The following is a 23,001-nucleotide window of genomic DNA, read 5'->3' on the forward strand; positions in this document are numbered from 1 at the left end:
GACCGGATCCGGGCACGGCGGTGTAGGCGAAGGCGCACAGGGCAGGCGAGCGGCGTGGACCGAGCGGACCGAAGAGAGCGGAGAACGGGGCGGCGACATGCGTTCTGCGGCACACGCATCGCACACCGGACGGCCGGACACCCTGGTCGTCGACGGCCACGGGCAGGGTGACCGGATCGTCCTGCGGGCGCGTGGCGAGCTGGTCCAGGGCTGTACGGACACCCTCGCCGGGATCCTGGCCGGGCTGCCGGCGGGCGTCGCCGGGATCGAGCTGGACCTGGCGGAGGTGTCCTTCATGGACTCGACCGGCCCGGCGTTCCTGGACGTGCTGCGGGAGTACGGCCGCCGGCACGGTGTCGCTGTCTCGGCCACCGGCTGGCGGGGTCAGCCGCGCCGGGTCCTGGAGCTGATGGGGCTGGACACCACCGACCCGCTGCGCGCCGCGCCACCCGCCGGCCTCCCGGCCCGCACCGCCTCGGCGGTGGCCCGGGAACGCGCCGAGCAGCTGGACTCCCTGCGCCTGGAGATCGCGCAGTTGCGGCACGCGATCGACTCCCGCCCGGTGATCGACCAGGCGCGCGGCATCCTGATGGCCTCGCACGGCTGCACCCCGGACGACGCCTGGGACATCCTGCGCGAGACCTCCCAGCGCTCCAACACCAAGCTGCGCCGGGTGGCGGCGGCGATCACGGCGAGCGCGAACCCCGGCGGCCCGGCCCTGCCGGAGGAGCTGCGCACCGCCCTGCGGGCGGCGGTCGACGGCCGCAGGGGGTGAACCCGCGTTCCCGGACGCCGGCCGACGCGGTGGTCAGTACGGCAGGATGCGCCCCGACGGCGTCCTGCGGTCGATCTCCCGCTCGCGCGGGGCGGCGGGGCGCCGGCTGACGCGTACCCGGATCCGACGGTCCATGACGACCCCCTCCTGCCGGCAACACCGGCGGTGGTCGCCGGTAGGAGGTCCGTGCCCAGCGCGCGGCACGTTCAAGCGCGCGGGGGCCGAAGTCGTCGCCCGGTGCGGACGGCGCCCGGGCTCACGGGCGCAGTCGTACGGGGAGTTGCTGGTGGCCGTTGCTGATCAGGGAGGCCACAGGCCGCAGTTCGCCGGCGGGGACCGCCAGTGTCATGTCGGGGAAGCGGGCGAAGAGCCGGCCGAGGGCTTCGGTGACCTCCAGTCGGGCCAGCGGAGCGCCGAGGCAGAAGTGCACCCCGTGACCGAAGGCCAGGTGCTCCTTGACGGTGCGGGTGACGTCGAAGGTGTCGGCGGTGTCGCCGTGCCAGTCCGGGTGGCGGTTGGCGGCGGCGTAGGACGCGAGGATCGCCTCGCCCCGCGCGATGGTCGGTCCGCCGGGCAGCTCGATGTCGGTCACGGCGTAGCGCAGGGGCAGGTGCGTCACGGCGGGTTCGTGCCGCAGCGTCTCCTCCACGACGTCGCCCCAGCCGGCCTTGCCGGTGCGGACGAGTTCGAGCTGCTCGGGGAGGGTGAGCATGGCGACGATCGCCTGGTCGATGACGTTCACGGTGGTCTCGTACCCGGCGCTGATCATCAGCAGCAGCGTGTCGCGGAGTTCCTCGCCGGTGAAGCCGGTGCCGTCCGACTCCTCGTCACGGGCCGCGATGAGCAAGGACGTCATGTCGTCGCCGGGGGTGCTGCTCTTGGTGGCGATCAGGTCGTCGAGGACGGCGTAGAGCCGCACGGTGTTGGCCTGGGACTGCTCCGGCGTGAGCGTGGTGTCGAAGACGCGGTCCACGAGCTGCCGGAAGTCGGCTCGCTGGTCCTCCGGTACCCCCATCAGGTGGCCGATCACGGCGATGGGCAGGGGGTAGGCCAGGCGCTCGCGCAGGTCCACGACCTCTCCGGCGGGCAGCGCTGCCAGGTCGTCGACCAGCTCGGTGACCATGGCCTCGACGGCCGGGCGCAGTTCGGCGATGCGCCGTGCGCTGAAGGCGGGGGCGACCATCCGCCGCAGCCTGCGGTGGTCGGCGCCGTAGGCGGTGAACATGTTCCTCACCGCGACCCACAGGGCGAGCGGCCACGTCGTGACCGCCTGCTCGAAGTCCGGCCAGTGCGCGCGTGCGTCCTTGGAGACGGAGGGGCTGGTCAGCAACTGCTTGAGGAGGGCGGGGTCGGTGATCGCCCAGGCCTGCACGCCGAGTATGTCCACCCGGGTGGCCGGGCCCTGGGCGCGCAGGTCCCGGTGTTCCTGGTGCCGGGCGGCGCCGGTGGGGTCGAGCACGAGCGGAGTGTGCTGGGACATGCTGGTCTCCTTCAGACGACAGCGGGGAAACGGACGGGCAGGGCTTCCAGGGCGCGGTGGAACGGCCCCGGCCGCCACACCAGTTCGGACACGGGGCAGGCGAGGTCCAGCTCGGGGAGCGCGTCCAGAAGCCAGGTGATGGCCGTCTCGGCGATGAGGTAGGCGTGGGTGCGGGCGGGGCAGGTGTGCGCGCCGATGCTCCAGGACAGGTGCGCACGGTTGCCGGCGAGCTGGCCCTCGGTGACCCCGCCGGTGACGGCCGGGTCGTTGTTGCAGGCGGTCATGGAGATGACGACGGGCTGATGGGCGGGCAGCAGCACCCCCTCGACGTCGATGGGGTACGGCGGGTAGCTGATGCAGTAGTTGGCCATCGGCGGGTCGGTGTACAGGACCGTGTCGAGGGCGTCGCGCACGGGCTGGCCGGCGTGCAGGCCGGCGGAGAAGTGCTCGTCCGTGAGGATCTTGAGCACGGTGTTGCCGATCAGGTGGGTCAGTGGCTCGATGCCCGCGCCGTAGAGCGTGACGAGCTGATGGACCATCTCCACGTCGTCCAGGCGGGCGGAGTGGGCCAGCAGCCGGGAGGTGACGTCGTCGCCGGGATATCGCCGCCGCAGGGCGACGAGTTCCGCGAGTGCCTGGCCGAGCATCTCGTTGCCCTGCGCGGCGGTCTCGGCCTCCGCCTCGAAGATCTTGGCCATGCCCTCGGCGATGCGCCGGCCGATCTCGTCGGGGCAGCCCAGCAGCGCGCTCAGGACCTGGAAGGCGATGGGCCACGAGTACTGGGTGAGCAGGTCGGCGTGGCCGTGGGCACGGAAGCCGTCGATGGCGCCGGAGGCGACCTTCTCGACCAGGGCCCGCAGCGCGTGCTGGTCGACCGCCTGCAGGCTCGCGGTGTTCGCGGCCCGGTAGCGGGCGTGCTCGGGTCCGGACGAGCGCAGCGCGTTGGGGCGCCACTCCATCATCGGCCGGACCGGGCAGGTCTCGGGGACGCCCTGCTGCCAGATCCGCGGGTCGGCGGGGAAGTGCAGCGGGTCGTTGAGGATGCGCCGGGCCTGGTGGAAGCCGATGACCAGGGTGGCGGGGACGCCGGGGGCCAGCTCCACGGGGACCAGCGGTCCGAAGAGGCGGCGCATGCGCTCGTAGGCGGCGTGGGGGTCGGCGGCGAACTCGCCGTCGTAGAGGGCGACCGGCGCCGGCGGGGTCGCCGCACCGGGGTCGAGGGGGGTCATGGGCGAGGCTCCACAAGGGGGGCGGGGACGTGTCGGGCGGTCAGGAACTCGATGAGGGTGATGAGCGCGTACACACAGGACCGGCGGTCACGGGCGTCGCACTCGGTCAGCGGTGTGTCCGGATCCAGCGCGAGTGCCTGGCGGACCTCGTGCAGGGGGTAGCGGGGCGCGTCGGGAAAGACGTTGATGGCGACGGCGTACGGCGTCCGCTGTTCCTCGAGCAGGCTCAGCACCTCGTGGGAGCCCTCGAGGTTGCGGGTGTCGGCCAGCACCAGGGCGCCCAGCGCGCCTTCGGTCAGCCCTTCCCACAGGGGGCGGAAACGGGTCTGGCCCGGCGTGCCGAACAGGTAGAGGACCAGCCGGTCGTCGAGCAGATGGATGCGCCCGAAATCCATGGCGACCGTCGTGGTCGTCTTGTGCGGCGTGCCGCGCAGATCGTCCACGCCGACACTCGCCTGGGTGATCGGCTCTTCCATGCGCAGCGGTGTCACCTCGGAGACACTGCCGACGAAGGTCGTCTTGCCGACTCCGAACGCCCCCGCTACGACGATCTTCGCCGACCGGGCCACGGCAGGGGCCAGATAGTGAACGGCGGGCTGGTCAGACCAGTTCGCGGAGTCCACGGAGTACCTCCTCCAGCAGGTCGAGTCCGGGCCGGCCCCCCTGGACCGGGGTGGGGCTGGCCAGATGGCCGCTGTCCATCAACGACGAGACGAGGATCCGGACGGTGGAGGGCGGCAGCTCCAGTGCGGCGGCGATGTCGGCCACGGCCAGACCGCCCCGTCCGCCGGCGAACAGACGCATCACCCGGCGGGCGTCCGGCCCCAGTGCTTCCGTGGGGCCGGACGCGGCGATGACGACCGTCTCCAGGCGCACATCCCTGCTGGGGCGGATCCGTCCGCCGGTACGGACGTAGGGCCTGATCAGGTCCGGGTCATGCCGCGGACCCGTCATGTCGCGGTGCCGCCTTCCGAGGCGGGGCCGCGGTCCGAGACGCCCATCTCGTGGCCGAGCCGTGCGGCCAGCCGCACCATGTGATGGCTGATCAGACCCACGTCGGCCTCGGGGCCGGTCGTGACCACCGACAGCATCGTGTTGTGCGCCGCCGCGGTCGTCAGCCCGATGCGGCCCTGCGACTCGATGAGCAGCTGACACATTCCCTTTCCGCCGACGTGTTCGTCCCACGCCTTGCCGGCGGCGCGCAGCGACGCGGTCACGGCGGCGAGTTTCTCCGCGTCCTCCTGGCCGATCGTCGTCGTACGGGCCTGCAGCAGGCCGTCGCCGCTCATCAGCACCGCGTACTCGACGCCCTCGACGCAGCCGAGTTCCTGGTCGAGCAGCCACCCCAGGCTGTTGCTGTGTGTGTCGCGCATGGTCAGTGTCCTTCGGTGAGTCCGGTGTCTTCGTCGGTCTGGCGCCCTCGGCGGCTGCCCTCCGCCCAGGCGGCGGCGACGCTGGGCCGGCCCGGCACGGCCGGTGTGTCGGACGCCGGCGCGGGCGCGCTGTGCGTCCGCGCCGGTCGTTGACGGACGGTCAGCCCGCTGGCGGTGGTCGCGGCAGCCGCCGGGGCGGCGGATTTCCGGGGGGCCGGCACGGCCGCGGGCGCGGCGGTGGACGCGGATGCGGCGGTGGCGGGCGGGCCGGCGGTGGAGAACACCAGGAGGTTCTTCGGCAGCACCAGCACGGCCCGGGTGCCCTGGTAGATGTTCGGCGCGCTCAGCTCGACCCGGAAGCCGTAGTTCTCGGCGAGCAGCGAGGCGACCCGCAGTCCCGTCTGCGGATGCGCGCCGAGCTGGGTGATGTCGTCGCGGTCCTTGCCGGACATGATGTCGCTGGCCCACAGCAGCCGCTCGTCGTCCATCCGCAGTCCGGCGTCGTCCACGGTCAGGAAGCAGGCGTGATGGCCTTCCTCCACCGAGACGTGCACACGCGCGGTCGGCGGGGAGTAGCGCAGGGCGTTGTCCAGCAGCACGGCCAGGGTGTGGACGACGGCTTCGACCGCGCGGCTCTGCACCGCGACGGTGTCCAACTCGTGGTGCTCCACCCGCTGGTAGCCCTCGATGCGGCCCATCGCCGCGCGGATCACGTCGGTGAGGGAGGTCTGCGGCCAGCGCCTGGAGAGTTTGTCGCCGGCCAGTACCGCGTAGCCCTGTGCGGTGAGCAGCATCTGCTGCGCGATGTGGTCGATGTGCACCAGCGTGGCGTACGCCTCGTCGTCCTGGTGGGAGCGCACACCCTGGCTGAGCTCCCGGCTCAGCCGGGACGCCCGTGCCACCACGTTCGACGCGAAGCTGCGCACCGCCGCACGCGTCGCCTCCCGCGACTCCCGGCGCGCCTTGGCGATCTCGTGATCCGCCGCGGACCGGATCTCGGCGACCCGGTGGTCGGCCGCGGCCTGCGCGGTCTCCCGCACCCGCACCACGGTGGCGACCGCCTGCCCGGCGACGTCGCGGAGCCGGTCGGCGAGTGGCGTGTGTGCCAGCGGCGGGGGCACGGGGAGGTCGGCACCGTGCCGCCCGCCGGGGGCGGCGATCGCGGGCAGCACGTCCGAGGCCAACTGCCCCATGGCATGCTCCACGGCACGCAGTTGACGGGTGAGCTGTTCCGCATGGCCCTGGAGCTGGTCGGCCCTGCCTCGCTCGCGTCGGCAGGCGCGGTGGAAGTGCGCCGTGGTCCCTGCGGCCGCCACCGCGACCACGGCACCGACGGCCAGTATCAGATCGGTCATCAAGTCCTCTGCAGAGTGTCCGAGCCGCGAACCGGTCAGTGAGGGGGGTCGACGGCAGGGGCGGCCCCCGCCAGGCGGGACGGCGCTGCGGTCGGCGAAGCGGACGTCGCCGGCCGCCGTTCACCCGAAGGACATCTGTCTGGATGCGGACATGACAGGCCGAAAGCCGGGAATGCGAACGCCGGCCATCCCGCGCACCGCCGGTCCTCCCGGGAGGGACGGACGCGGGCGACGGGGAGAGCGGGACACGACCGGGCGACGGACACGCCCCCACGAGAGGCATCCGGGGTAAGGCGGGGGGTGCGGCGGGCAGAGTGTCCTCCGGGTACGCGGTCATGTCGCCCTGCGCCACGTCCGCGACGCCCGCCGGCCGGCTTCGATCCGGTCCGAGCCTATCGGCAGACCGGCACGGTGTTCGACGGCCTCCTGCCAGAACTCTGTGAAGGATCGGCGGCGGCCCGGCATGTCGTCGCACGCCCCTCCCCCTCGAACGGCGCCCCCGTTCCCTCGCCTGCGTCCTGAGTCGAACGTGTCGCAGTGTAACGAGGTCGGGACAGCGCGTCGGAGGGCCCCCCGGCGGGAGGGGCGCCCGGGGCGCCCCTCGCGGAGTCTGGGCAGGTCGTTTCTGCGCGTGTGGCGCCCGGTGGGGCGGGTGGGACTCGAATCCGCGGCCGACGGATGATCAGTCCCGGATCGCGCTGCGGCGGAAGGAATGGATGACGAGAAGTCGGGGCGTGTCAGCCATCGCGTAGGGCGTCGAGGAAGTGCCGGAACGTGTCGGTTCTGATTCCGGTGAGCGGGGCGCCGTGGGCGAAGCCGACCGCCTCGATGGTGTCGGGGAGGCGGGCGAGGCTGCCCGCGCGCAGGTGCGGGTCGGCGGCCAGGCCGGCGGGTCCGAGGGCGAGTCGGCCGCGGTGGAAGACGGCGTCGCCCATGAGCAGGGTGGCGCTGGGCTCGTGGAACAGCACGATGTGTCCCGGGGTGTGACCGGGTGTGTGGATGACCCGCAGCCCGCCGGAGTGCTCGACGATGTCGCCGTCGGCGACGGTCGCGTCAGCGGTGGTCGGGCTCCAGTGGAGCTTGGGCAACCGGTCCACCAGGCGGCCGAGGATGCCGGCGCGACCCTCTGCGGGCACGCGCCCGGCCTCCAGCCAGACGCGGTCGGCGGCGTGGACGAGGATCTGGGCACCGGTGCGGCGGCGCAGTTCGGCCGCGCCCTGGACGTGGTCGGGGTGGGCGTGAGTGATCACGATGCGGCGGATGTCGGCGGGCTCCCGTCCCAGCTCGGCGACCGCGTCGAGCAGGACGCCGGGGGCTTTGGCCCAGCCGACGTCGACGAGGGTGAAGCCGTCGTCTCCCTCGACGAGGAAGGCGTTGTCACGTGAGCTGGTGGCGATGCGGGTGACGCCGGGCGCGAGTGCGTGGTGCATGACGTTTCCTTGCCGGTGTGCGGGGTGGTGGGGGCGGTACCGTCTCCTCCTCACCACCGGTTTCAGTGGGCTGCGGCGTCGGGGAGGGGGACGTAGCCTTCGCGGGCCAGCTTGGGCAGGATGCCGCCGGCCGCGAGGATGCCGAGGACCAGGGGCGGCAGGGCGCCGCCTGCCAGGCGGATGCCGGTTGCGGTGTTCTCCACCCAGCCCTGGGCGACATCCAGGCGCGCGGGGTCGCCGTCGGCGAAGGCGCCGGTGACCCCGGGGACGGTGAGGGCCGGCAGGCCGTGGTTGATGCAGTTGCGCAGGAACAGGGAGTTGAATTCCTCGGCCACCAGCGCCGCGACGCCCAGTTCGCGGAAGAGCGCCGCGACCGGTCGGGAGGAGCCGAGGCCGAAGTTGCGTCCGGCGACGACGAGGTCGCCGGGCCGTACCTGGTCGGCCCAGCCGGGGCGCAGCTCGTAGAAGATGTGACGCGCGGCCTCGGGCACGGGCAGTTTCATGGCGAACGCGGGGTACATGGCGTCGGTGGTGACCGAGTCTCCGACGACCCAGACGCTGCCGGTGATGAGCGTGTCCATCAGTCCAGTGCTCCTCGGGGGTCGGTGACGTGGCCGGCCAGGGCGGAGGCGGCGACGGTGGCCGGGGATGCCATGTAGATCTCTGCCTGGGGGCTGCCCATGCGGCCGGTGAAGTTGCGGGTGGAGGAGGTCAGGCAGACCTCGCCGGGCGCGAGCAGGCCCATGTGGTAGCCGAAGCAGGCCCCGCAGGTGGAGTTGGTGACCACCGCTCCGGCGTCGGCGAGGTCCTGGAGGTAGCCGGCGCGCATCGCGTCGCGGTAGACCTGCTGGGAGGCGGGGGTGACGAGCAGGCGCACGCCGGGGGCGACCTTGTGGCCGCGGACGATCTCGGCGGCGATCCTCAGGTCCTCCAGTTGCCCGTTGGCGCAGGAGCCGATGAAGCACTGGTCGACCGGGCGCTTCTCGATGGCCGAGACGGGCAGGGAGTTGTCGCTGACGGTGCCGGGCCGGGCCACGTACGGCTCCAGAGAGGACAGGTCGACGGTGCGCACGGCGGCGTATGCCGCGTCCGGGTCCGGATCGGCCGCCTGGTACGACGTGGGGTCGGCCCCGTGTTCGGCGAGGAAGTCCCGGGCCAGGTCGTCGATGGGGAAGGTGGAGAAGTCGGCGGAGACTTCGGCGCCCTGGGTGGCGATGGTGCGCCGGTCGTTCATCGGGATCGAGGCCAGGCCGCTTCCGCCGAACTCCAGGTTGTGGTTGGTGGCATCGCCGTAGGTGCCGGCGATGTGGAGGAAGATGTCCTTGCCGGAGACGGCAGCGGGCCTGGTGCCGGTGAGTTCGTAGCGGATGGTCGGTGCGACCTGGAACCAGGTCGTGCCGGTGCACAGGATCGAGTACACCTCTGCCGGGCCGAGCCCCCGCGCCGCGGTGTTGTAGGCGCCTCCGGCGCAGGTGTGCGAGTCGGTGCAGGCGAGGATCTCCCCGGGGCGGGCCAGGCCGTTCTCGGCGATCACCTGGTGACAGATGCCGTGCCGGCCGACGTCGTAGAACCTCTCGATGCGGAAGTCCCGGACGAAGGCGCGGGCGTGAGTGCCGCCCAGTGCGTCGTGCACGTGGGGGGCGGGGACGGCGTGGTCCATGACGACCGCGACCTTGTCCGGGTCACTGATCTTCAACGGCTGGACCCAGCCGGTGGCGAACTGCAGGTCGATCATGACGGTCATGTCGACGTCGCAGACCACGGTCTGCCCGGCGCCCACCTGCTCCAGGCCGCTTTTGCGGGCGAGGATCTTCTCAATCATGGTCATGCCCATCAGGCACCGTCCTTGGTGTCGTCGCGGTAGCGCTCGCCGGCCGCGGACCATTCGCGCAGGCCGACGAGTTGGAACAGGCCCTGCGGGCCGGGCGTGGCCTCGGGCACGGTGCCGCCGAGGCGGCTCAGCGCGTCGAGACCGTGCAGGACGTAGGGGGCCAGCAGGGCACCGGGGTGGATGGCGATGCGGTAGCCGAGGGCGGCGAGCCTGTCGGGAGCTGCCTCGGGGGTCAGTCCGCCCTGCACCATGTTGATCAGCAAGGGCGCCTTGACCGAGGTGGCGATCTGCTCGATCTCGGCCGGGCTCTCGGGCGCTTCGACGAAAAGGACGTCTGCTCCGGCCCGCGCGTACCGATTGGCCCGGTCGATCGCTTCGTCGATCCCGAGCGGCCCCCGGGCGTCGGTACGGGCGACGATCACCGTGTCGGGATCGGTGCGGGCATCCAGCGCGGCCCGCAGCTTGAGGATGAACTCGTCGGCACGGATGAGTTCCTTGTCCGGCAGGTGGCCGCACTTCTTGGGGAACGCCTGGTCCTCCAGCTGGATCGCGGCCACTCCGGCCTTCTCGTACTCGCGCACGGTGCGCACCACGTTCACCGGGGTGCCGTAGCCGGTGTCGGCGTCTGCGATCAGGGGAACGTCGCCGAGTGCCGTGACCACGGTGCGGGCCCGGTCGGTCATCTCGGTCTGGGTGAGCAGCCCGATGTCGGGCAGGCCGTACCCGGCGACCGCGACGCCCGCGCCGGTGAGGTAAGCGGCGGTGAATCCGGTGCGGGCGACGAGGGCGGCACTCAGGCCGTCGTACACACCTGGGGCCGTGATCAGCCCGGTGTCGGCGAGCAGCCGGCGCAGCCGCGCCCCTGCGGAGAAAGACATGCTGGTACTCCTCAGTCCAGGGCGCCGCGAACCGGAGCGGCGAGCAGGTCGATCAGGTCGTTGAGGCCGTCCTGGTTCTCGAGGTCCAGGACGAGCTGCTCGATCTCCGCCGAGCGGCCGGGGCCGATGACCTGCGCGGTCAGTGCCCGGTACTTCTCGCGGATCTCGGCGTTGGTGAGCGGGTCGTCGGGGCCGCCGTGCGGTTGGTTGAGTGCGGCCGTGAGGGTCTCACCGCCGCGCAGGACGAGGGTGACGCGGGTGTTGTAGCCGGGCTCGGACCAGCTCGGGTCCTTCCGCTCGTCGTCGAGGTGCACTTCGGTGCGGCCGATCAGCTCCCACACGTCGTCGGCGTCGATCCGCTCGGCGTGGAACTGCTCGGGGCGGACCCGGCCGTCCAGGAGCGCCACGGCGGTGGCGTAGCCGATGTTCATCTGGGCGCCGATGGTCGTGAGCGGACGCTCGGGCTGCCACCAGCCGTGGTGGTAGATCGCGTCGGGGACGTCGATACGGATCGACTCGATGTCATCGGTGCCCAGGTGGCGGTCTGCCGTCAGGGCGAGGACGGCGTCGATGGCCGGGTGCAGACCGCCCATCGCCGCATGGATCTTCACGGTGATCCTTTCCGTGTTCCACACCTCTCCCAGCCCCCTGGTGATCTGGGACGGGTCGGGGTTGTGGCCCTCGCCGAAGGTCGACAGGAAGCCGCCGTAGGGGCGCTCGAAGACCTTTTTGATGCCGGTGTAGCCGTGCTGGGCGAGTCCGGCGGCGTAGTAGCCGTTACGGGAGGCGAGGCCGTGGTGCATGCGCTTGGACATCGCCTCGTACTGCGCCGCCATGAGACCCGCCGACTGGGTCGCCGCGAGGCCGAGCGCGTCCTCGAAGGCGGCGGCGTCCAGACCGCGCAGCACTCCGGACGCCGCGGCCGCCGCGTGCGTGCCGAAGACCGAGCCGGAGTGCCAGCCGCGGGACAGCATCTGCGAACCGTTCAGCGCGAGCCCGACCCGGGTGCCGGTCTCGAAGCCGGCGACGGCTGCCCGCAGGAAGTCCGCACCGCTTGCCTCGCCGAGATGGTCGGCGGTGGACAGCAGGGCGGGCAGGACCAGGGAGGTGCTGTGCAGCGGGGCGCGCGGGAAGTAGTCGTCCAGCTCGAAGCCCTGGATGAAGGTGCCGTTCAGTACGGCGGCAGCGGGGCCGCTGGTGGTCCGGCCCCAGCCGATCACCGGGGCACCGCCGGCGCCCTCCAGGTCCAGGACGGCCTCGACGGCCGTGCGGGACCAGGGCAGCTGGGCGCCGATGAGGGCGCAGCCCAGGCCGTCGAGCACCAGGTGCGCCGCCCGTTCCCGCACCGGCCGGGGTATGTCTGCCAGGGTGGTGCCGGCCAGCCAGGTGGCCAGGCGTCCCGTGGGGCCGTCCGGGTCGGTCGGCGGCCGGGTGGTTGTCGTCGGCGGTGCGTGCACCGCGCTCACCTCCATCGATGTAGGCGCCCAGCGGGCGGCAGGGCGGTCCGGATCTCCGTCCGGGCGGCTTGGAACGGTCGTGCGGCCTCGCCGGCCTGCGCCGGTCGCTTGCCTTCTCCTCGCCGGTGACCGGGTCATACGGAATCCAGGCGCACGGCGTTGGTCAGCGGGCCGGCCAGGGCGACGGCGAGACTCATCGCGGCGATCAGGGCGGCGCAGATCAGGTAGAGCGGGCCGGGACCCAGGGCGTCGAGAACCGGCAGGGTGCAGAACGGCAGAAGCGCTGAGACAAGGCGGGAGAGCGCGTAGGTGCGGCCCAGGGCGGTGTTGCGCACCCGGGTGGGGAACAGCTCGGCCCCGTAGGCCCGGGAGACGGTGGCGTTGATGACGCCGATGAGGGTGGTCAGCAGCCCCGCCGGCACGATGACCCACACGCTGGTGCCCATGCCGAACACCGTGCCCGCCACCGCGACCAGCAGGGACGAGACGATCACGAGGGTCCTGCGCTGGATCCGCTCGGCCAGGTGCACCAGCAGGAAGCAGCCCAGCGGGTAGCCGATCCCTGTCAGAGCGGAGTACGTCAGCGACTCGACCACCGAAAAGCCCTTGTGGAGCAGCACCAGCGGGGCGATCGAGGCGAAGCCGTAGAACCCGACCGGGCCCAACGTCTCCATGACGCACAGCAGCAGGGTGCGGCGCCGCAGGTCGGCTCCCCACAGCCGGGGCCGCTCCCGCGCCCAGGTGGGCGGCGGGGTGAGCGGTGCCTCCTCGCACCGGGCTGCCTGCCTTCCGGGCGGCACGGTGGCGGCAGCGCCCGGCGGTCGGCCCGCACCCCGCTCGATGCGCGCGACGGCATCGAGCGCCCGCTCGGGCCGGTGGGTGGCGAGCCAGCGCGGCGATTCGGGCAGGCGCCTGCGCAGCAGCCACACCAGGACGGCGCCCAGTGCCGCGAAGCCCATCAGCCAGCGCCAGCTTTCGATCCCCGCCATGCTGTGCGGCAGCTTGGCGGCCAGCACACCGGCGACCGGCACGGCGAGCATGCCCAGGGCGTAAACGCCGGCCAGCGAGCGACCGCGCCGTGCGGTCGGCATCAGTTCGGTCACATAGGTGTCCACCAGGGCGAGTTCGGCACCCAGGCCGATGCCCAGGAGGACTCGCAGGACGATCAGCGAGGTCGCGGTCGCGGCGCAGGCGGAGCCGAGGGACAGGACGGCGTAGGAGAGCAGGTTGATCCGGAACATACGCCGCCGCCCATAGCGGTCGGCGAGGCCGGACAGCAGTAGCGCGCCCACCAGCTCACCCGCGAAGGTGGCGCTGATCAGCAGGGACTTGTCCACCGTGGTCACCGTCCACCCGGTGGGCAGCAACGGGATCAGCAGACTGCCGAGGGCGCCCTCGAAGAAGTTGAAGAAGGAGCCGAGGCCGACCACGGCCAGCACACGTCGGTGCCAGCGCCCCACCGGGAGCGCATCGAGACGGGCCGCGACCGCGTCCTGCACACAGCGTGTACCGGAAACCTCTCGCGCACTGTGCGTCGCGTCGGAAATATCAGCCATTGCGCCGTCCAGTTTCATTATTTGTAACTCGACTTTCACAGCGGGGGACAGAGGGTACAGGCATCCGCAGCGTCGTCAAGCGGGGCCCTCAGCTTCCTTGGGGCCGCGCACCGTCTTGCTCCCCGGACGACGCGCGCGTAAGGTTCCACATACTGAATTCAGTGATGCGGATGATGAGACCAGTGGAAGAGGCGGAATGGTGGCGGCACGGATCGAAGGCGGTGACACGGCCCGGCGGGCCCTGCGCCTCCTGGAAGCAGTCGCGGCCTCGGGGTCGCCCCTGGGCCTGCAGAACCTGGCGGACACGGTCGGACTGAGCAAGTCCACGGCCTACCGCCTGCTGCGCGTGCTCCAGGAAGAGTCGTACGTGACCCGGGCCGAGTCGGGCGGCTACCGCATCGGCGCTCGGCTCATGGGGCTCGCCGCCGAGGTCATGCCGCGCGCCGACGTCTACGCGGCGGCCCGGCCCATGCTGCGGGCGCTGGCCGACCTGTCCGGAGAGACCGCCACGCTGCACCTGCGCGCCGGCCACGAGGCCGTCCTGGTCCTGGGTGCGGAGAGCGACTACGAACTGCGCCGGGCGGCCCGACTCGGCTCGACCACTCCCCTGCACCGAGGCTGCAGCGGACAGGCCATCCTGGCGCACCTGCCCGACGACGACGTCACAGCGATCCTCGCCCGCGCCGGCGATGACGCACACCCGCAGGAGATCGAACGGGCGCTGGCCGCAGCGCGTGCCAACGGTTTCGCGTTGTCGGAGGGAGCCAACCATCCCGGCCTGAGGGGGGTCGCCGTTCCCGTGCTGACCCCGGGCGGACAGGCGGCCGCGTCGGTGGCGGTGTCCGGACCGGCGGACCGCTGGACGGCCAAGCGGGCGGCGGCCTTCGCCGAGGTCCTCACCGAGCGGTCCAGCCGGCTGTCCCTCCTCTTCGAGACCGCCCACTTCTCACCTCGCGCGAGCTGACCGAAGGCTGACCCCGGAGGCAGAGCAGCGGCGGGCAGGCGGTGCTCAGGGTGTCGGAGCAGGCAACGCCGCCGGCCAGGCATACCGGGTAATGTATATTGATATACAACACCGTATATACAGGGGGTTCGCCATGAGCCGCACCGTGATCGATCTCGACGACGAGGCGCTGGAGGCCGCCGCGAAGGAACTCGGCACCACGACCAAACGCGACACCATCAACACCGCCCTGCGGGAGGTCACCGCCCGCTACCGGCGACTCCGCGCTCTCGGAGAAGCCCGCGAACTGGTCGCCGAAGGCGCCCTGGACATCAGCCTCCTCCTCGACAAGAGCACGTACCGGCCCACCGGCGAGCCGGACGGTGTCCGCACCGCAGGAGCGGTTGAGTGACCGTCGCCGACTACCTGATCGACACCTCCGCCGTCGCCCGCGTGCTCCTCGGCCGGACCACGGCTGAATGGGACGACAGGATCGGCGCGGGGCTCGTCGCCCTGTGCGACATCACCGAATTGGAAGTCCTCTATTCCGCACGCTCGGCGGCGGACCGTGAACGCGTGAAGCGCACGCTGAACGCCCACTACACCTGGTGCCCCATGCCCGACGGCATCTATCGACGTGCTCGCGTCGTCCAGGAACTGCTCACCACCAAGGGCGAGCAGCGCAGTGCGGGCCCCATCGACCTGCTGGTCGCAGCGGCGGCGGAGGAGGCGGGACTGACGTTGCTCCACTACGACCGCGACTTCGAGACGATCGCCCGTACGACCGGACAGCCCGTACGGATGATCGATCTGAAGGACTGAGAGACGCCGCCGGCACCCGGTGAACGGCCGCCGGGCACGCCCGCCTTCACAGCCCGTACGGGTCGAGGATGCTCATCAGCTTCCGCCTGTGACGATGAGTTGATCATCGTCCAGGCTCGATACTGTCGCCTGACCGTGCCCCTGCGTGTCCCCTGGATCTTGGTCTGACCGTTTGAACGGGGGTCGCCACCCTGGAGTGGCGCCCTCCGTTCAAACGTTTCTGCAGTAGAAACGGTTCTGCCCGCGTAGTTGGTGGTGGGGCGGGTGGGACTCGAACCCACGGCCGACGGATTATGAGTCCGCTGCTCTAACCGGCTGAGCTACCGCCCCATAGCGGCGTGTCGCGTACAAGTGTGCGCGCCGTCTGCCGCAGCATAGCCGCTCATACGATCTCCTGCTTCGGATGGTCGGCTTCCGCGCTGCTCATGACCTTGAGGACATCGACGCAGGCGCGGCGGTTCCCGCGGGCATGAAAAAGGACCCTCTAGGGGTCCTGGTTCACTGCGCTCCCCCGACTGGACTCGAACCAGTAACCTGCCGGTTAACAGCCGGCTGCTCTGCCAATTGAGCTACGGAGGACCGAAGCTCCCCCGACTGGACTCGAACCAGTAACCTGCCGGTTAACAGCCGGCTGCTCTGCCAATTGAGCTACGGAGGATCGCCTCGATTGCATCGAACGTACCTACCTGGGTATTCGCCAGGGGGCGGGCGCTCGCTGCGACACATACATTAGCGCAAGCAGGGGGGTGCTCCGCCAATCGGTACCCCCGGCGCCCACGTCGCACCAGCAGACCCAGGCAAGGGAAGGGTGGCAGCCATGCGCTACCGGCTCACGTTCGTCGCCGGACTGGCCCTCGGTTACGTACTCGGCACGAGGGCCGGACGCGAGCGGTACGAGCAGCTGAAGAAGGCCGCTCAGCGGATCGCGCAGAACCCCGCCGTGCGCAACACGGCCGAGACCGCCGCCCAGCAGGGGCGCCAGTACGCCGGCAAGGCATTCCACACGGTCAGCCACAAGGTCGGCGACCGGGTCCCCGAAACGGTGGCCCAGCGCGTGCGGTCCCTGAGGGAGCGGAACGTGGACGGCACCCCCGGCGACGACTGGGGCACGAGCAACACCTAGGCGCCCTCGGCCGTGGCAAGCGCGAGGATGCTGCAAAATTCTCCGCATGGGGATAGTCGCCGGGTTGGACAGCTCACCGGATTTCACGCGCATCGTGGTCTGCGACATGGACACCGGTGCCGTACTACGGCAGGGGTACGCCCCGCATCCGGTCGAGGGCCGGCCCAGCGACGTCGACCCGCAGGCCTGGCTGCTCTCCCTCGGCGAGGCCGCGGGGGGCGGTCTGCTGGAGGGCGTGCAGGCCATCGGCGTGTCGGCGCAGCAGAACGCCGTGGTCCCGCTGGACGCCCAGGGGAACACCGTGCGCCCGGCACTGGTCGGCGGCGACAAACGGGCGCAGGTCGCGGCGGCGGATCTCGTCGACGCGCTCGGCGGCCGGGAGGCCTGGGCGCAGGCGGTCGGCTCGGTGCCACAGGCCGCCCAGCCGGTCACCAAGCTGCGCTGGCTCGCGAAGAACGAGCCCGAGAACGCCCGCCGGACAGCCGTGCTGCTCCAGGCGCACGACTGGCTGGTCTGGCAGTTGCTCGGGCGGCCCGTGCGCCGGACCACTGATCGCGGTGGGGCCTCCGGGACCGGGTACTGGTCGGCCGCCACCGGCGCCTACCGGCCGGACCTGGTGGAGCTGGCGCTCGGCCACCAGGCGATGCTGCCGGAGGTGATCGGCCCGTCCGACGCGGCCGGTACGACCCCGGAGGGGCTGCTGATCTCCGCCGGCACCGGGGAGACCATGGCCGCCGCGTTCGGGCTCGGGATCGGGCTGGGAGATGCGGTCGTGTCCCTCGGTGCCTCCGGGTCCGTGATGGCCGTGCACCCGGAAGCGCTCGCCGATCAGTCCGGGATGATCACCTCCCTGGCCGACGCCACCGGCATGCATCTGCCGGTCGTGACCACCCTGAACGCCGTGCGGACCCTGCGCGGCACCGCCGAACTCCTCGGTCTCGCGGACCTGGAGAGCCTGTCCGAGCTGGCGATGAAGTCCACGCCGGGCGCGCACGGGCTCGTCCTGCTCCCCTACCTGGAGGGCGAGCGGACACCGAACCTGCCGCACACCGCCGGGACCATCGCCGGGCTGCGGCGCGAGTCGATGAAGCCCGAGCATCTGGCGCGGGCCGCGTTCGAGGGCATGCTGTGCGGGCTCGCCGACGCGCTGGACGTGCTGCGCGGACGGGGCGTGGACGTGCGGCGGATCTTCCTGCTGGGCCCGGCCGCCGAACTGCCCGCCGTGCAGGCCTCGGCGCCCTCGCTGTTCGGCGCGCAGGTCGTCGTACCGCAGCCCGCGGACTACGCGGCGATCGGCGCGGCCCGGCAGGCGGCCTGGGCGCTCGGTGTGTCGCAGGGCACACTCGACCCGCGTACCCCGCCGGCCTGGCAGGGTGCGGCGGCGCAGGTCCTGGAGCCGGGGGACGAGCTGGCCGTGGGGCAGGCGGTGCGGCAGCAGTTCGCGGCGGTGCGGGAACAGATCCATCCAGGGGCGTTTCGGGCGTGACCCGTCCGGGGGCGTTTCACGCGTGACCCGTCCGGGGGCGTTTCGCGCGCGAGGCGTAGGGCCAACGGCCGAGGGCCGGCCGTTCCTTGGACCGCTGTTGGGTTAATCGGTTGAGGTAACGGGGGTGGAGTGTTCGACGATAGGGGCCAAGGGCAACCGACCAGCCCCACCCGCCGACTCCGAGAGACCCAGCGTGCTCATACGACTTCTGCGGACCTATCTCAGGCCCTACAAGAAACCCATAGCCGTCCTGGTGCTGCTGCAGTTCCTGCAGACCTGCGCCACCCTCTACCTGCCCACCCTGAACGCGCACATCATCGACAACGGTGTCGTGAAGGGGGACACGGGTTACATCCTGTCCTTCGGCGCCCTGATGATCGGCATCTCGCTGGCGCAGGTGGTGTGCAACATCGGTGCCGTGTACTACGGTGCCCGGACCGCCGCCGCGCTCGGCCGGGACGTGCGCGGTGCCGTCTTCGACCGGGTCCAGTCCTTCTCCCCGCGTGAGCTGGGCCACTTCGGGGCGCCCTCGCTCATCACGCGTACCACGAACGACGTCCAGCAGGTCCAGATGCTGGCCCTGATGACGTTCACGCTGATGGTGTCGGCGCCCATCATGTGCGTCGGCGGCATCGTGCTGGCCCTCGGCCTGGACGTGCCGCTGTCCGGGGTGCTCGTCGCCGTCGTGCCGGTGCTGGCGATCTGCGTGACGCTCATCGTGCGCCGGCTGCGACCGCTGTTCCGGTCGATGCAGGTCCGCCTGGACACCGTGAACCGGGTGCTGCGCGAGCAGATCACCGGCAACCGGGTGATCCGCGCCTTCGTCCGCGACGAGTACGAGCACGGCCGGTTCGGGAAGGCCAACGGCGACCTGACCGACATGCAGCTGGCCACCGGCCGGATGCTCGCCCTGATGTTCCCGCTGGTCATGACGGTGGTGAACCTGTCGTCGATCGCGGTGGTGTGGTTCGGCGCGCACCGCATCGACAGCGGTGGGATGCAGATCGGCGACCTGACCGCGTTCCTCGCCTATCTGATGCAGATCGTCATGTCCGTGATGATGGCCACCTTCATGTTCATGATGGTGCCGCGCGCGGAGGTGTGCGCCGAGCGCATCAAGGAGGTCCTGGACACCGACTCGAGCGTGGTGCCGCCGCACTCCCCGGTCGTCGAGCTGCGCCGGCACGGCCATCTGGAGATCCGGGGCGCGGGCTTCCGCTACCCGGGTGCCGAGGAGCCCGTGCTGAAGGCCGTCGACCTGGTGGCCCGGCCGGGTGAGACGACCGCCGTGATCGGCTCCACCGGCAGCGGCAAGTCGACGCTGCTCGGGCTGGTCCCGCGGCTGTTCGACGCCACCGAGGGCGAGGTCCTGGTCGACGGCGTGGACGTCAGGCAGGTCGAGCCGGGGCTGCTGGCGAAGACGGTCGGTCTGGTGCCGCAGAAGCCGTATCTGTTCGCGGGCACGGTCGCCACCAACCTGCGCTACGGCAATCCCGACGCCACCGACGAGGAGCTGTGGCACGCGCTGGAGGTGGCGCAGGCCAAGGACTTCGTGCAGAAGCTGGAGGCCGGCCTCGACGCGCCGATCGCGCAGGGGGGTACGAACGTCTCCGGCGGCCAGCGGCAGCGCCTCGCGATCGCCCGCACGCTCGTCCAGCGCCCGGAGATCTACCTCTTCGACGACTCCTTCTCCGCGCTCGACTACGCCACCGACGCGGCCCTGCGCACCGCGCTCTCCCGGGAGACCGCCGAGGCGACCGTCGTCATCGTCGCCCAGCGGGTGGCGACCATCCGGGACGCCGACCGGATCATCGTGCTGGACGAGGGCCGGGTCGTCGGCTGCGGCCGGCACCGGGACCTGATGGCCGGCAACGAGACCTACCGGGAGATCGTGCTCTCCCAGCTGACGGAAGCGGAGGCTGCCTGATGGCCGGGCCCATGGGACGCATGATGGCCGGAGGCGGCCCCGACCAGCGCTCGATGGACTTCAAGGGGTCGGGCAAACGGCTCGTCTCCCAGTTCAGACCGGAACGCTTCACGATCTACGGCCTGCTGCTGTGCGTGGTCGTCAGCGTGGCCCTGAACGTCATCGGTCCGAAGATCCTGGGCAAGGCCACCGACCTGGTCTTCGCCGGCATCATCGGCCGCCAGATGCCGGCCGGGGCCACCAAGGAGCAGGTCCTCGACCAGATGCGGGCCCATGGCAAGGGCTCCATCGCGGACATGCTGAAGAGCACCGACTTCACGCCCGGCAAGGGCATCGACTTCGGGGCCGTCGGCGACGTCCTGCTGCTCGCGCTCGGCACGTTCCTGGTCGCCGGCCTGCTCATGGCGGTGGCGACCCGGCTGGTCAACCGGGCCGTGAACCGCACGATGTACCGGATGCGCGAGTCCGTGCAGGCGAAGCTGTCCCGGCTGCCGCTGTCGTACTTCGACAAGCGCCAGCGCGGCGAGGTGCTCTCCCGCGCCACCAACGACATCGACAACATCGGCCAGACGCTCCAGCAGTCGATGGGCCAGCTGATCAACTCGCTGCTGACCATCATCGGCGTGCTCGCGATGATGTTCTACGTCTCCTGGATCCTGGCGCTGGTCGCGCTGGTCACCGTGCCGCTGTCGTTCGTCGTGGCCACCCGGGTGGGCAAGCGGTCGCAGCCGCACTTCGTGCAGCAGTGGCGCTCCACCGGCAAGCTGAACGCGCACGTCGAGGAGATGTACACCGGGCACACCCTGGTCAAGGTGTTCGGCCGGCAGGAGGAGTCGGCGAAGCAGTTCGCCGAGCAGAACGAGGCGCTGTACGAGGCTTCGTTCAAGGCGCAGTTCAACAGCGGTGTGATGCAGCCGCTGATGATGTTCGTGTCGAACCTGAACTACGTCCTGGTGGCGGTCGTCGGCGGCCTGCGGGTCGCGTCCGGCGCACTGTCCATCGGCGACGTCCAGGCCTTCATCCAGTACTCGCGGCAGTTCTCGATGCCTCTGACGCAGGTCGCGTCGATGGCGAACCTGGTGCAGTCCGGTGTCGCCTCGGCCGAGCGGATCTTCGAACTCCTGGACGCGGAGGAGCAGGAGGCGGATCCGGTGCCGGGCGAGCGGCCGGAGGAGCTGCGCGGGCGGGTCCGCCTGGAGCACGTGTCCTTCCGGTACGACCCCGACAAGCCGCTGATCGAGGACCTCTCGCTGACGGCGGAGCCCGGTCACACGGTGGCGATCGTCGGCCCGACGGGTGCCGGCAAGACGACCCTGGTCAACCTGCTGATGCGGTTCTACGACGTGTCGGGCGGCCGGATCACCCTGGACGGCGTGGACATCCGGCGCATGTCCCGCGACGAACTCCGCGCCGGCATCGGGATGGTGCTCCAGGACACCTGGCTGTTCGGCGGCACCATCGCGGAGAACATCGCGTACGGGGCGTCCAGGGAGGTCACCCGCGGGGAGATCGAGGAGGCCGCGCGGGCCGCGCTCGCCGACCGGTTCATCCGGACGCTGCCGGACGGGTACGACACGGTGATCGACGACGAGGGTACGGGGGTCAGCGCGGGTGAGAAGCAGCTCATCACCATCGCGCGGGCGTTCCTGTCCGACCCGACGATTCTCGTGCTGGACGAGGCGACGAGTTCGGTCGACACCCGGACCGAGGTGCTGATCCAGAAGGCCATGGCGAAGCTGGCGGCGGGGCGGACGTCGTTCGTGATCGCGCATCGGCTCTCGACGATCCGGGACGCGGACACGATCCTGGTGATGGAGAACGGGGCGATCGTGGAACAGGGTGCGCATACGGAGCTGTTGGCGGCCGACGGCGCCTATGCGCGTCTGTACCAGGCCCAGTTCGCGCAGGCGGTTGCCGAGGTGGACTAGCCGCGAGGGGGGCCGCCGAGAGGCGGCCCCCCTTCAGTCCAGGTAACCCCTCAGCTGGTCCGCGAACGCGTGATCCCGCAGCTTGTTCAGGGTCTTGGACTCGATCTGCCGTATCCGCTCCCTCGTCACACCGAACAGCCGGCCTATCTCCTCCAGCGTGCGGGGGCGGCCGTCGATGAGGCCGTAGCGGAGCTGGACGACCTTGCGCTCGCGCTCCCCCAGCGTGGACAGGACCGCCTCCAGGTGCTCACGGAGCAGGAGGAAGGCCGCCGACTCGACGGGGCTGGCCGCGTCGCCGTCCTCGATCAGGTCGCCGAGGGCCACGTCCTCCTCCTCGCCGACGGGGGCGTGCAGGGAGACCGGTTCCTGGGCGAGGCGCAGGACCTCACAGACCCGCTCGGGCAGCAGGTCGAGGTGGGCGGCGACCTCTTCGGGTGTCGGCTCGTAGCCCTGTTCCTGCAGCATGCGGCGCTGGACGCGGACGACCCGGTTGATCAGCTCGACCACGTGGACCGGGACGCGGATGGTGCGGGCCTGGTCGGCCAGGGCGCGCGACATGGCCTGGCGGATCCACCAGGTGGCGTACGTCGAGAACTTGTAGCCCCGGGCGTAGTCGAACTTCTCGACGGCCCGGATCAGCCCGAGGTTGCCCTCCTGGACCAGGTCGAGCATGGTCAGGCCGCGGCCGACGTACCGCTTGGCGACGGACACGACGAGCCGCAGGTTCGCCTCGATCAGCCGGCGCTTGGCCATCCGGCCCATGACGACCAGCCGGTCCAGGTCCAGGGCCAACTGGCTGTCCAGGTCGGGGGCGTTGCTCAGCTTCTCCTCGGCGAACAGCCCGGCCTCGACCCGGCGGGCGAGTTCGACCTCCTCGGCGGCGGTGAGCAGCGGGATGCGGCCGATCTCGCGCAGGTACTGGCGGAACAGGTCGGCCGAGGGGCCGCCGGTGTCGGCCCGGGCCGAGACCCGTGTCTCTACGGGCTCGGCGGCCTCCAGCGGTTCAGCGGCCTCCAGCGGTTCAGCGGCCTCCTCGGGCTCGTCCGTGAGCGCTTCGGCCGGCGGTTCCGCCGGTTCGGCGGGCACCGCCTCCGGGTGCCGGGCGGCGCGGCTCTGCGGGGGTACGGCCACGAGGACGTCCGTCTCCGCGTCCGGATCGTCCGCGGTGGTGCTGGTGGCGCTGGTGGCGCTGTCGGTCTGGGTGAGGGTCTGGGTCTGCACGGGGGCGACCTCCAGGATGATCGCTGCTGAAGGTGTGCGGCAGCGGTACTTCGGGAGTGGAGAGTCGACGGCCTGCGCTCCGAGGACTCGGGCACCGCCCCCAGTGTGGGGGAAGACACATCCCCGCCACGAGGGGCTTGCGGTGACTTTTTGCGTCCGGTCCGTGACCGGTCGGTTACTCAGTTCA

Annotated in this window: 20 protein-coding genes, 3 tRNA genes and 1 pseudogene; 8 read left to right on the top strand and 16 right to left on the bottom strand. The window is 71.2% G+C overall.

Going from position 1 to position 23,001, the window contains the following annotated elements; genetic code table 11:
• Positions 1 to 97: 97 nt before the first annotated feature.
• On the top strand, positions 98 to 775 hold the full coding sequence (locus ACZ7GZ_RS00975; protein WP_471019537.1) for an ANTAR domain-containing protein: 678 nt from the start codon (positions 98 to 100) through the stop codon (positions 773 to 775).
• 256 nt (positions 776 to 1,031) lie between these two features.
• Here ACZ7GZ_RS00975 and ACZ7GZ_RS00980 read toward each other — a convergent pair whose 3' ends face one another.
• The 12 genes from ACZ7GZ_RS00980 to ACZ7GZ_RS01035 all read right to left on the bottom strand — a co-directional run bounded on the left by ACZ7GZ_RS00980 (position 1,032) and on the right by ACZ7GZ_RS01035 (position 13,307).
• A complete protein-coding gene (locus ACZ7GZ_RS00980; protein ID WP_471019539.1) occupies positions 1,032 to 2,255 on the bottom strand; it encodes a cytochrome P450 family protein in 1,224 nt (407 codons plus the stop codon).
• Between the two features lie 11 nt (positions 2,256 to 2,266).
• Complete coding sequence (locus ACZ7GZ_RS00985) at positions 2,267 to 3,484, bottom strand: cytochrome P450 (protein ID WP_471019542.1); 1,218 nt, start codon at positions 3,482 to 3,484, stop codon at positions 2,267 to 2,269.
• On the bottom strand, positions 3,481 to 4,107 hold the full coding sequence (locus ACZ7GZ_RS00990) for a GTP-binding protein (protein ID WP_471019546.1): 627 nt from the start codon (positions 4,105 to 4,107) through the stop codon (positions 3,481 to 3,483). The genes ACZ7GZ_RS00985 and ACZ7GZ_RS00990 overlap by 4 nt, the downstream gene beginning before the upstream one ends.
• Positions 4,085 to 4,438, bottom strand: a complete 354-nt coding sequence (locus tag ACZ7GZ_RS00995; RefSeq protein ID WP_471019549.1) for a DUF742 domain-containing protein — start codon at positions 4,436 to 4,438, stop codon at positions 4,085 to 4,087. The genes ACZ7GZ_RS00990 and ACZ7GZ_RS00995 overlap by 23 nt, the downstream gene beginning before the upstream one ends.
• Entirely contained in the window at positions 4,435 to 4,857 is a 423-nt protein-coding gene (locus tag ACZ7GZ_RS01000) for a roadblock/LC7 domain-containing protein (protein WP_471019552.1), read from the bottom strand. The genes ACZ7GZ_RS00995 and ACZ7GZ_RS01000 overlap by 4 nt, the downstream gene beginning before the upstream one ends.
• Positions 4,858 to 4,859: 2 nt before the next feature.
• On the bottom strand, positions 4,860 to 6,212 hold the full coding sequence (locus tag ACZ7GZ_RS01005; RefSeq protein WP_471019555.1) for an ATP-binding protein: 1,353 nt from the start codon (positions 6,210 to 6,212) through the stop codon (positions 4,860 to 4,862).
• Positions 6,213 to 6,949: 737 nt separating this feature from the next.
• On the bottom strand, positions 6,950 to 7,642 hold the full coding sequence (locus tag ACZ7GZ_RS01010; RefSeq protein WP_471019558.1) for an MBL fold metallo-hydrolase: 693 nt from the start codon (positions 7,640 to 7,642) through the stop codon (positions 6,950 to 6,952).
• Positions 7,643 to 7,704: 62 nt separating this feature from the next.
• On the bottom strand, positions 7,705 to 8,223 hold the full coding sequence (locus ACZ7GZ_RS01015; protein WP_471019561.1) for a LeuD/DmdB family oxidoreductase small subunit: 519 nt from the start codon (positions 8,221 to 8,223) through the stop codon (positions 7,705 to 7,707).
• Positions 8,223 to 9,470, bottom strand: a complete 1,248-nt coding sequence (locus ACZ7GZ_RS01020) for a 3-isopropylmalate dehydratase large subunit (protein ID WP_471019564.1) — start codon at positions 9,468 to 9,470, stop codon at positions 8,223 to 8,225. Before ACZ7GZ_RS01020 ends, ACZ7GZ_RS01015 begins: the two co-directional genes overlap by 1 nt.
• A 5-nt stretch (positions 9,471 to 9,475) precedes the next feature.
• A complete protein-coding gene (locus ACZ7GZ_RS01025; protein WP_471019567.1) occupies positions 9,476 to 10,351 on the bottom strand; it encodes an isocitrate lyase/PEP mutase family protein in 876 nt (291 codons plus the stop codon).
• Between the two features lie 11 nt (positions 10,352 to 10,362).
• Positions 10,363 to 11,808, bottom strand: coding sequence for an MmgE/PrpD family protein (locus tag ACZ7GZ_RS01030; RefSeq protein ID WP_471019569.1), 1,446 nt, complete (start codon positions 11,806 to 11,808; stop codon positions 10,363 to 10,365).
• 134 nt (positions 11,809 to 11,942) lie between these two features.
• A complete protein-coding gene (locus ACZ7GZ_RS01035) occupies positions 11,943 to 13,307 on the bottom strand; it encodes an MFS transporter (RefSeq protein ID WP_471019573.1) in 1,365 nt (454 codons plus the stop codon).
• A 253-nt stretch (positions 13,308 to 13,560) separates the two neighbouring features.
• Between ACZ7GZ_RS01035 and ACZ7GZ_RS01040 the strand changes: the two genes are divergently transcribed.
• The 3 genes from ACZ7GZ_RS01040 (at position 13,561) to ACZ7GZ_RS01050 (ending at position 15,129) form a co-directional block, all read left to right on the top strand.
• Complete coding sequence (locus ACZ7GZ_RS01040; protein WP_471019575.1) at positions 13,561 to 14,328, top strand: IclR family transcriptional regulator; 768 nt, start codon at positions 13,561 to 13,563, stop codon at positions 14,326 to 14,328.
• A 133-nt stretch (positions 14,329 to 14,461) separates the two neighbouring features.
• Positions 14,462 to 14,719, top strand: a complete 258-nt coding sequence (locus ACZ7GZ_RS01045) for a type II toxin-antitoxin system VapB family antitoxin (RefSeq protein WP_471019579.1) — start codon at positions 14,462 to 14,464, stop codon at positions 14,717 to 14,719.
• On the top strand, positions 14,716 to 15,129 hold the full coding sequence (locus ACZ7GZ_RS01050; RefSeq protein WP_471019584.1) for a PIN domain-containing protein: 414 nt from the start codon (positions 14,716 to 14,718) through the stop codon (positions 15,127 to 15,129). Before ACZ7GZ_RS01045 ends, ACZ7GZ_RS01050 begins: the two co-directional genes overlap by 4 nt.
• Positions 15,130 to 15,382: 253 nt before the next feature.
• On the opposite strand, the gene ACZ7GZ_RS01055 is transcribed toward ACZ7GZ_RS01050, so the two are convergent.
• The 3 genes from ACZ7GZ_RS01055 to ACZ7GZ_RS01065 all read right to left on the bottom strand — a co-directional run bounded on the left by ACZ7GZ_RS01055 (position 15,383) and on the right by ACZ7GZ_RS01065 (position 15,787).
• Positions 15,383 to 15,459 (bottom strand) — tRNA-Ile (locus ACZ7GZ_RS01055).
• Positions 15,460 to 15,635: 176 nt separating this feature from the next.
• Positions 15,636 to 15,708 (bottom strand) — tRNA-Asn (locus tag ACZ7GZ_RS01060).
• Between the two features lie 6 nt (positions 15,709 to 15,714).
• Positions 15,715 to 15,787 (bottom strand) — tRNA-Asn (locus ACZ7GZ_RS01065).
• 159 nt (positions 15,788 to 15,946) lie between these two features.
• Here ACZ7GZ_RS01065 and ACZ7GZ_RS01070 point away from each other — a divergent pair.
• The 4 genes from ACZ7GZ_RS01070 (at position 15,947) to ACZ7GZ_RS01085 (ending at position 21,593) form a co-directional block, all read left to right on the top strand.
• The gene (locus tag ACZ7GZ_RS01070; protein ID WP_471019587.1) at positions 15,947 to 16,252 is read left to right on the top strand and encodes a YtxH domain-containing protein; all 306 of its coding nucleotides are present in this window, start codon (positions 15,947 to 15,949) and stop codon (positions 16,250 to 16,252) included.
• Positions 16,253 to 16,298: 46 nt separating this feature from the next.
• On the top strand, positions 16,299 to 17,738 hold the full coding sequence (locus ACZ7GZ_RS01075; protein ID WP_471019590.1) for an FGGY family carbohydrate kinase: 1,440 nt from the start codon (positions 16,299 to 16,301) through the stop codon (positions 17,736 to 17,738).
• A 193-nt stretch (positions 17,739 to 17,931) separates the two neighbouring features.
• Positions 17,932 to 19,665 (top strand): ABC transporter ATP-binding protein, encoded by a 1,734-nt coding sequence (locus tag ACZ7GZ_RS01080; RefSeq protein ID WP_471019593.1) that lies wholly within the window; start codon positions 17,932 to 17,934, stop codon positions 19,663 to 19,665.
• Positions 19,665 to 21,593 carry an ABC transporter ATP-binding protein gene (locus ACZ7GZ_RS01085; RefSeq protein ID WP_471019596.1) on the top strand — a complete coding sequence of 643 codons (1,929 nt, stop codon included), beginning with the start codon at positions 19,665 to 19,667 and terminating at the stop codon, positions 21,591 to 21,593. The genes ACZ7GZ_RS01080 and ACZ7GZ_RS01085 overlap by 1 nt, the downstream gene beginning before the upstream one ends.
• Positions 21,594 to 21,626: 33 nt before the next feature.
• Here ACZ7GZ_RS01085 and ACZ7GZ_RS01090 read toward each other — a convergent pair.
• Positions 21,627 to 22,935, bottom strand: a pseudogene (locus tag ACZ7GZ_RS01090) (RNA polymerase sigma factor).
• Positions 22,936 to 23,001: the final 66 nt, after the last annotated feature.

The organism is Streptomyces sp. NPDC037288, assembly GCF_055603265.1.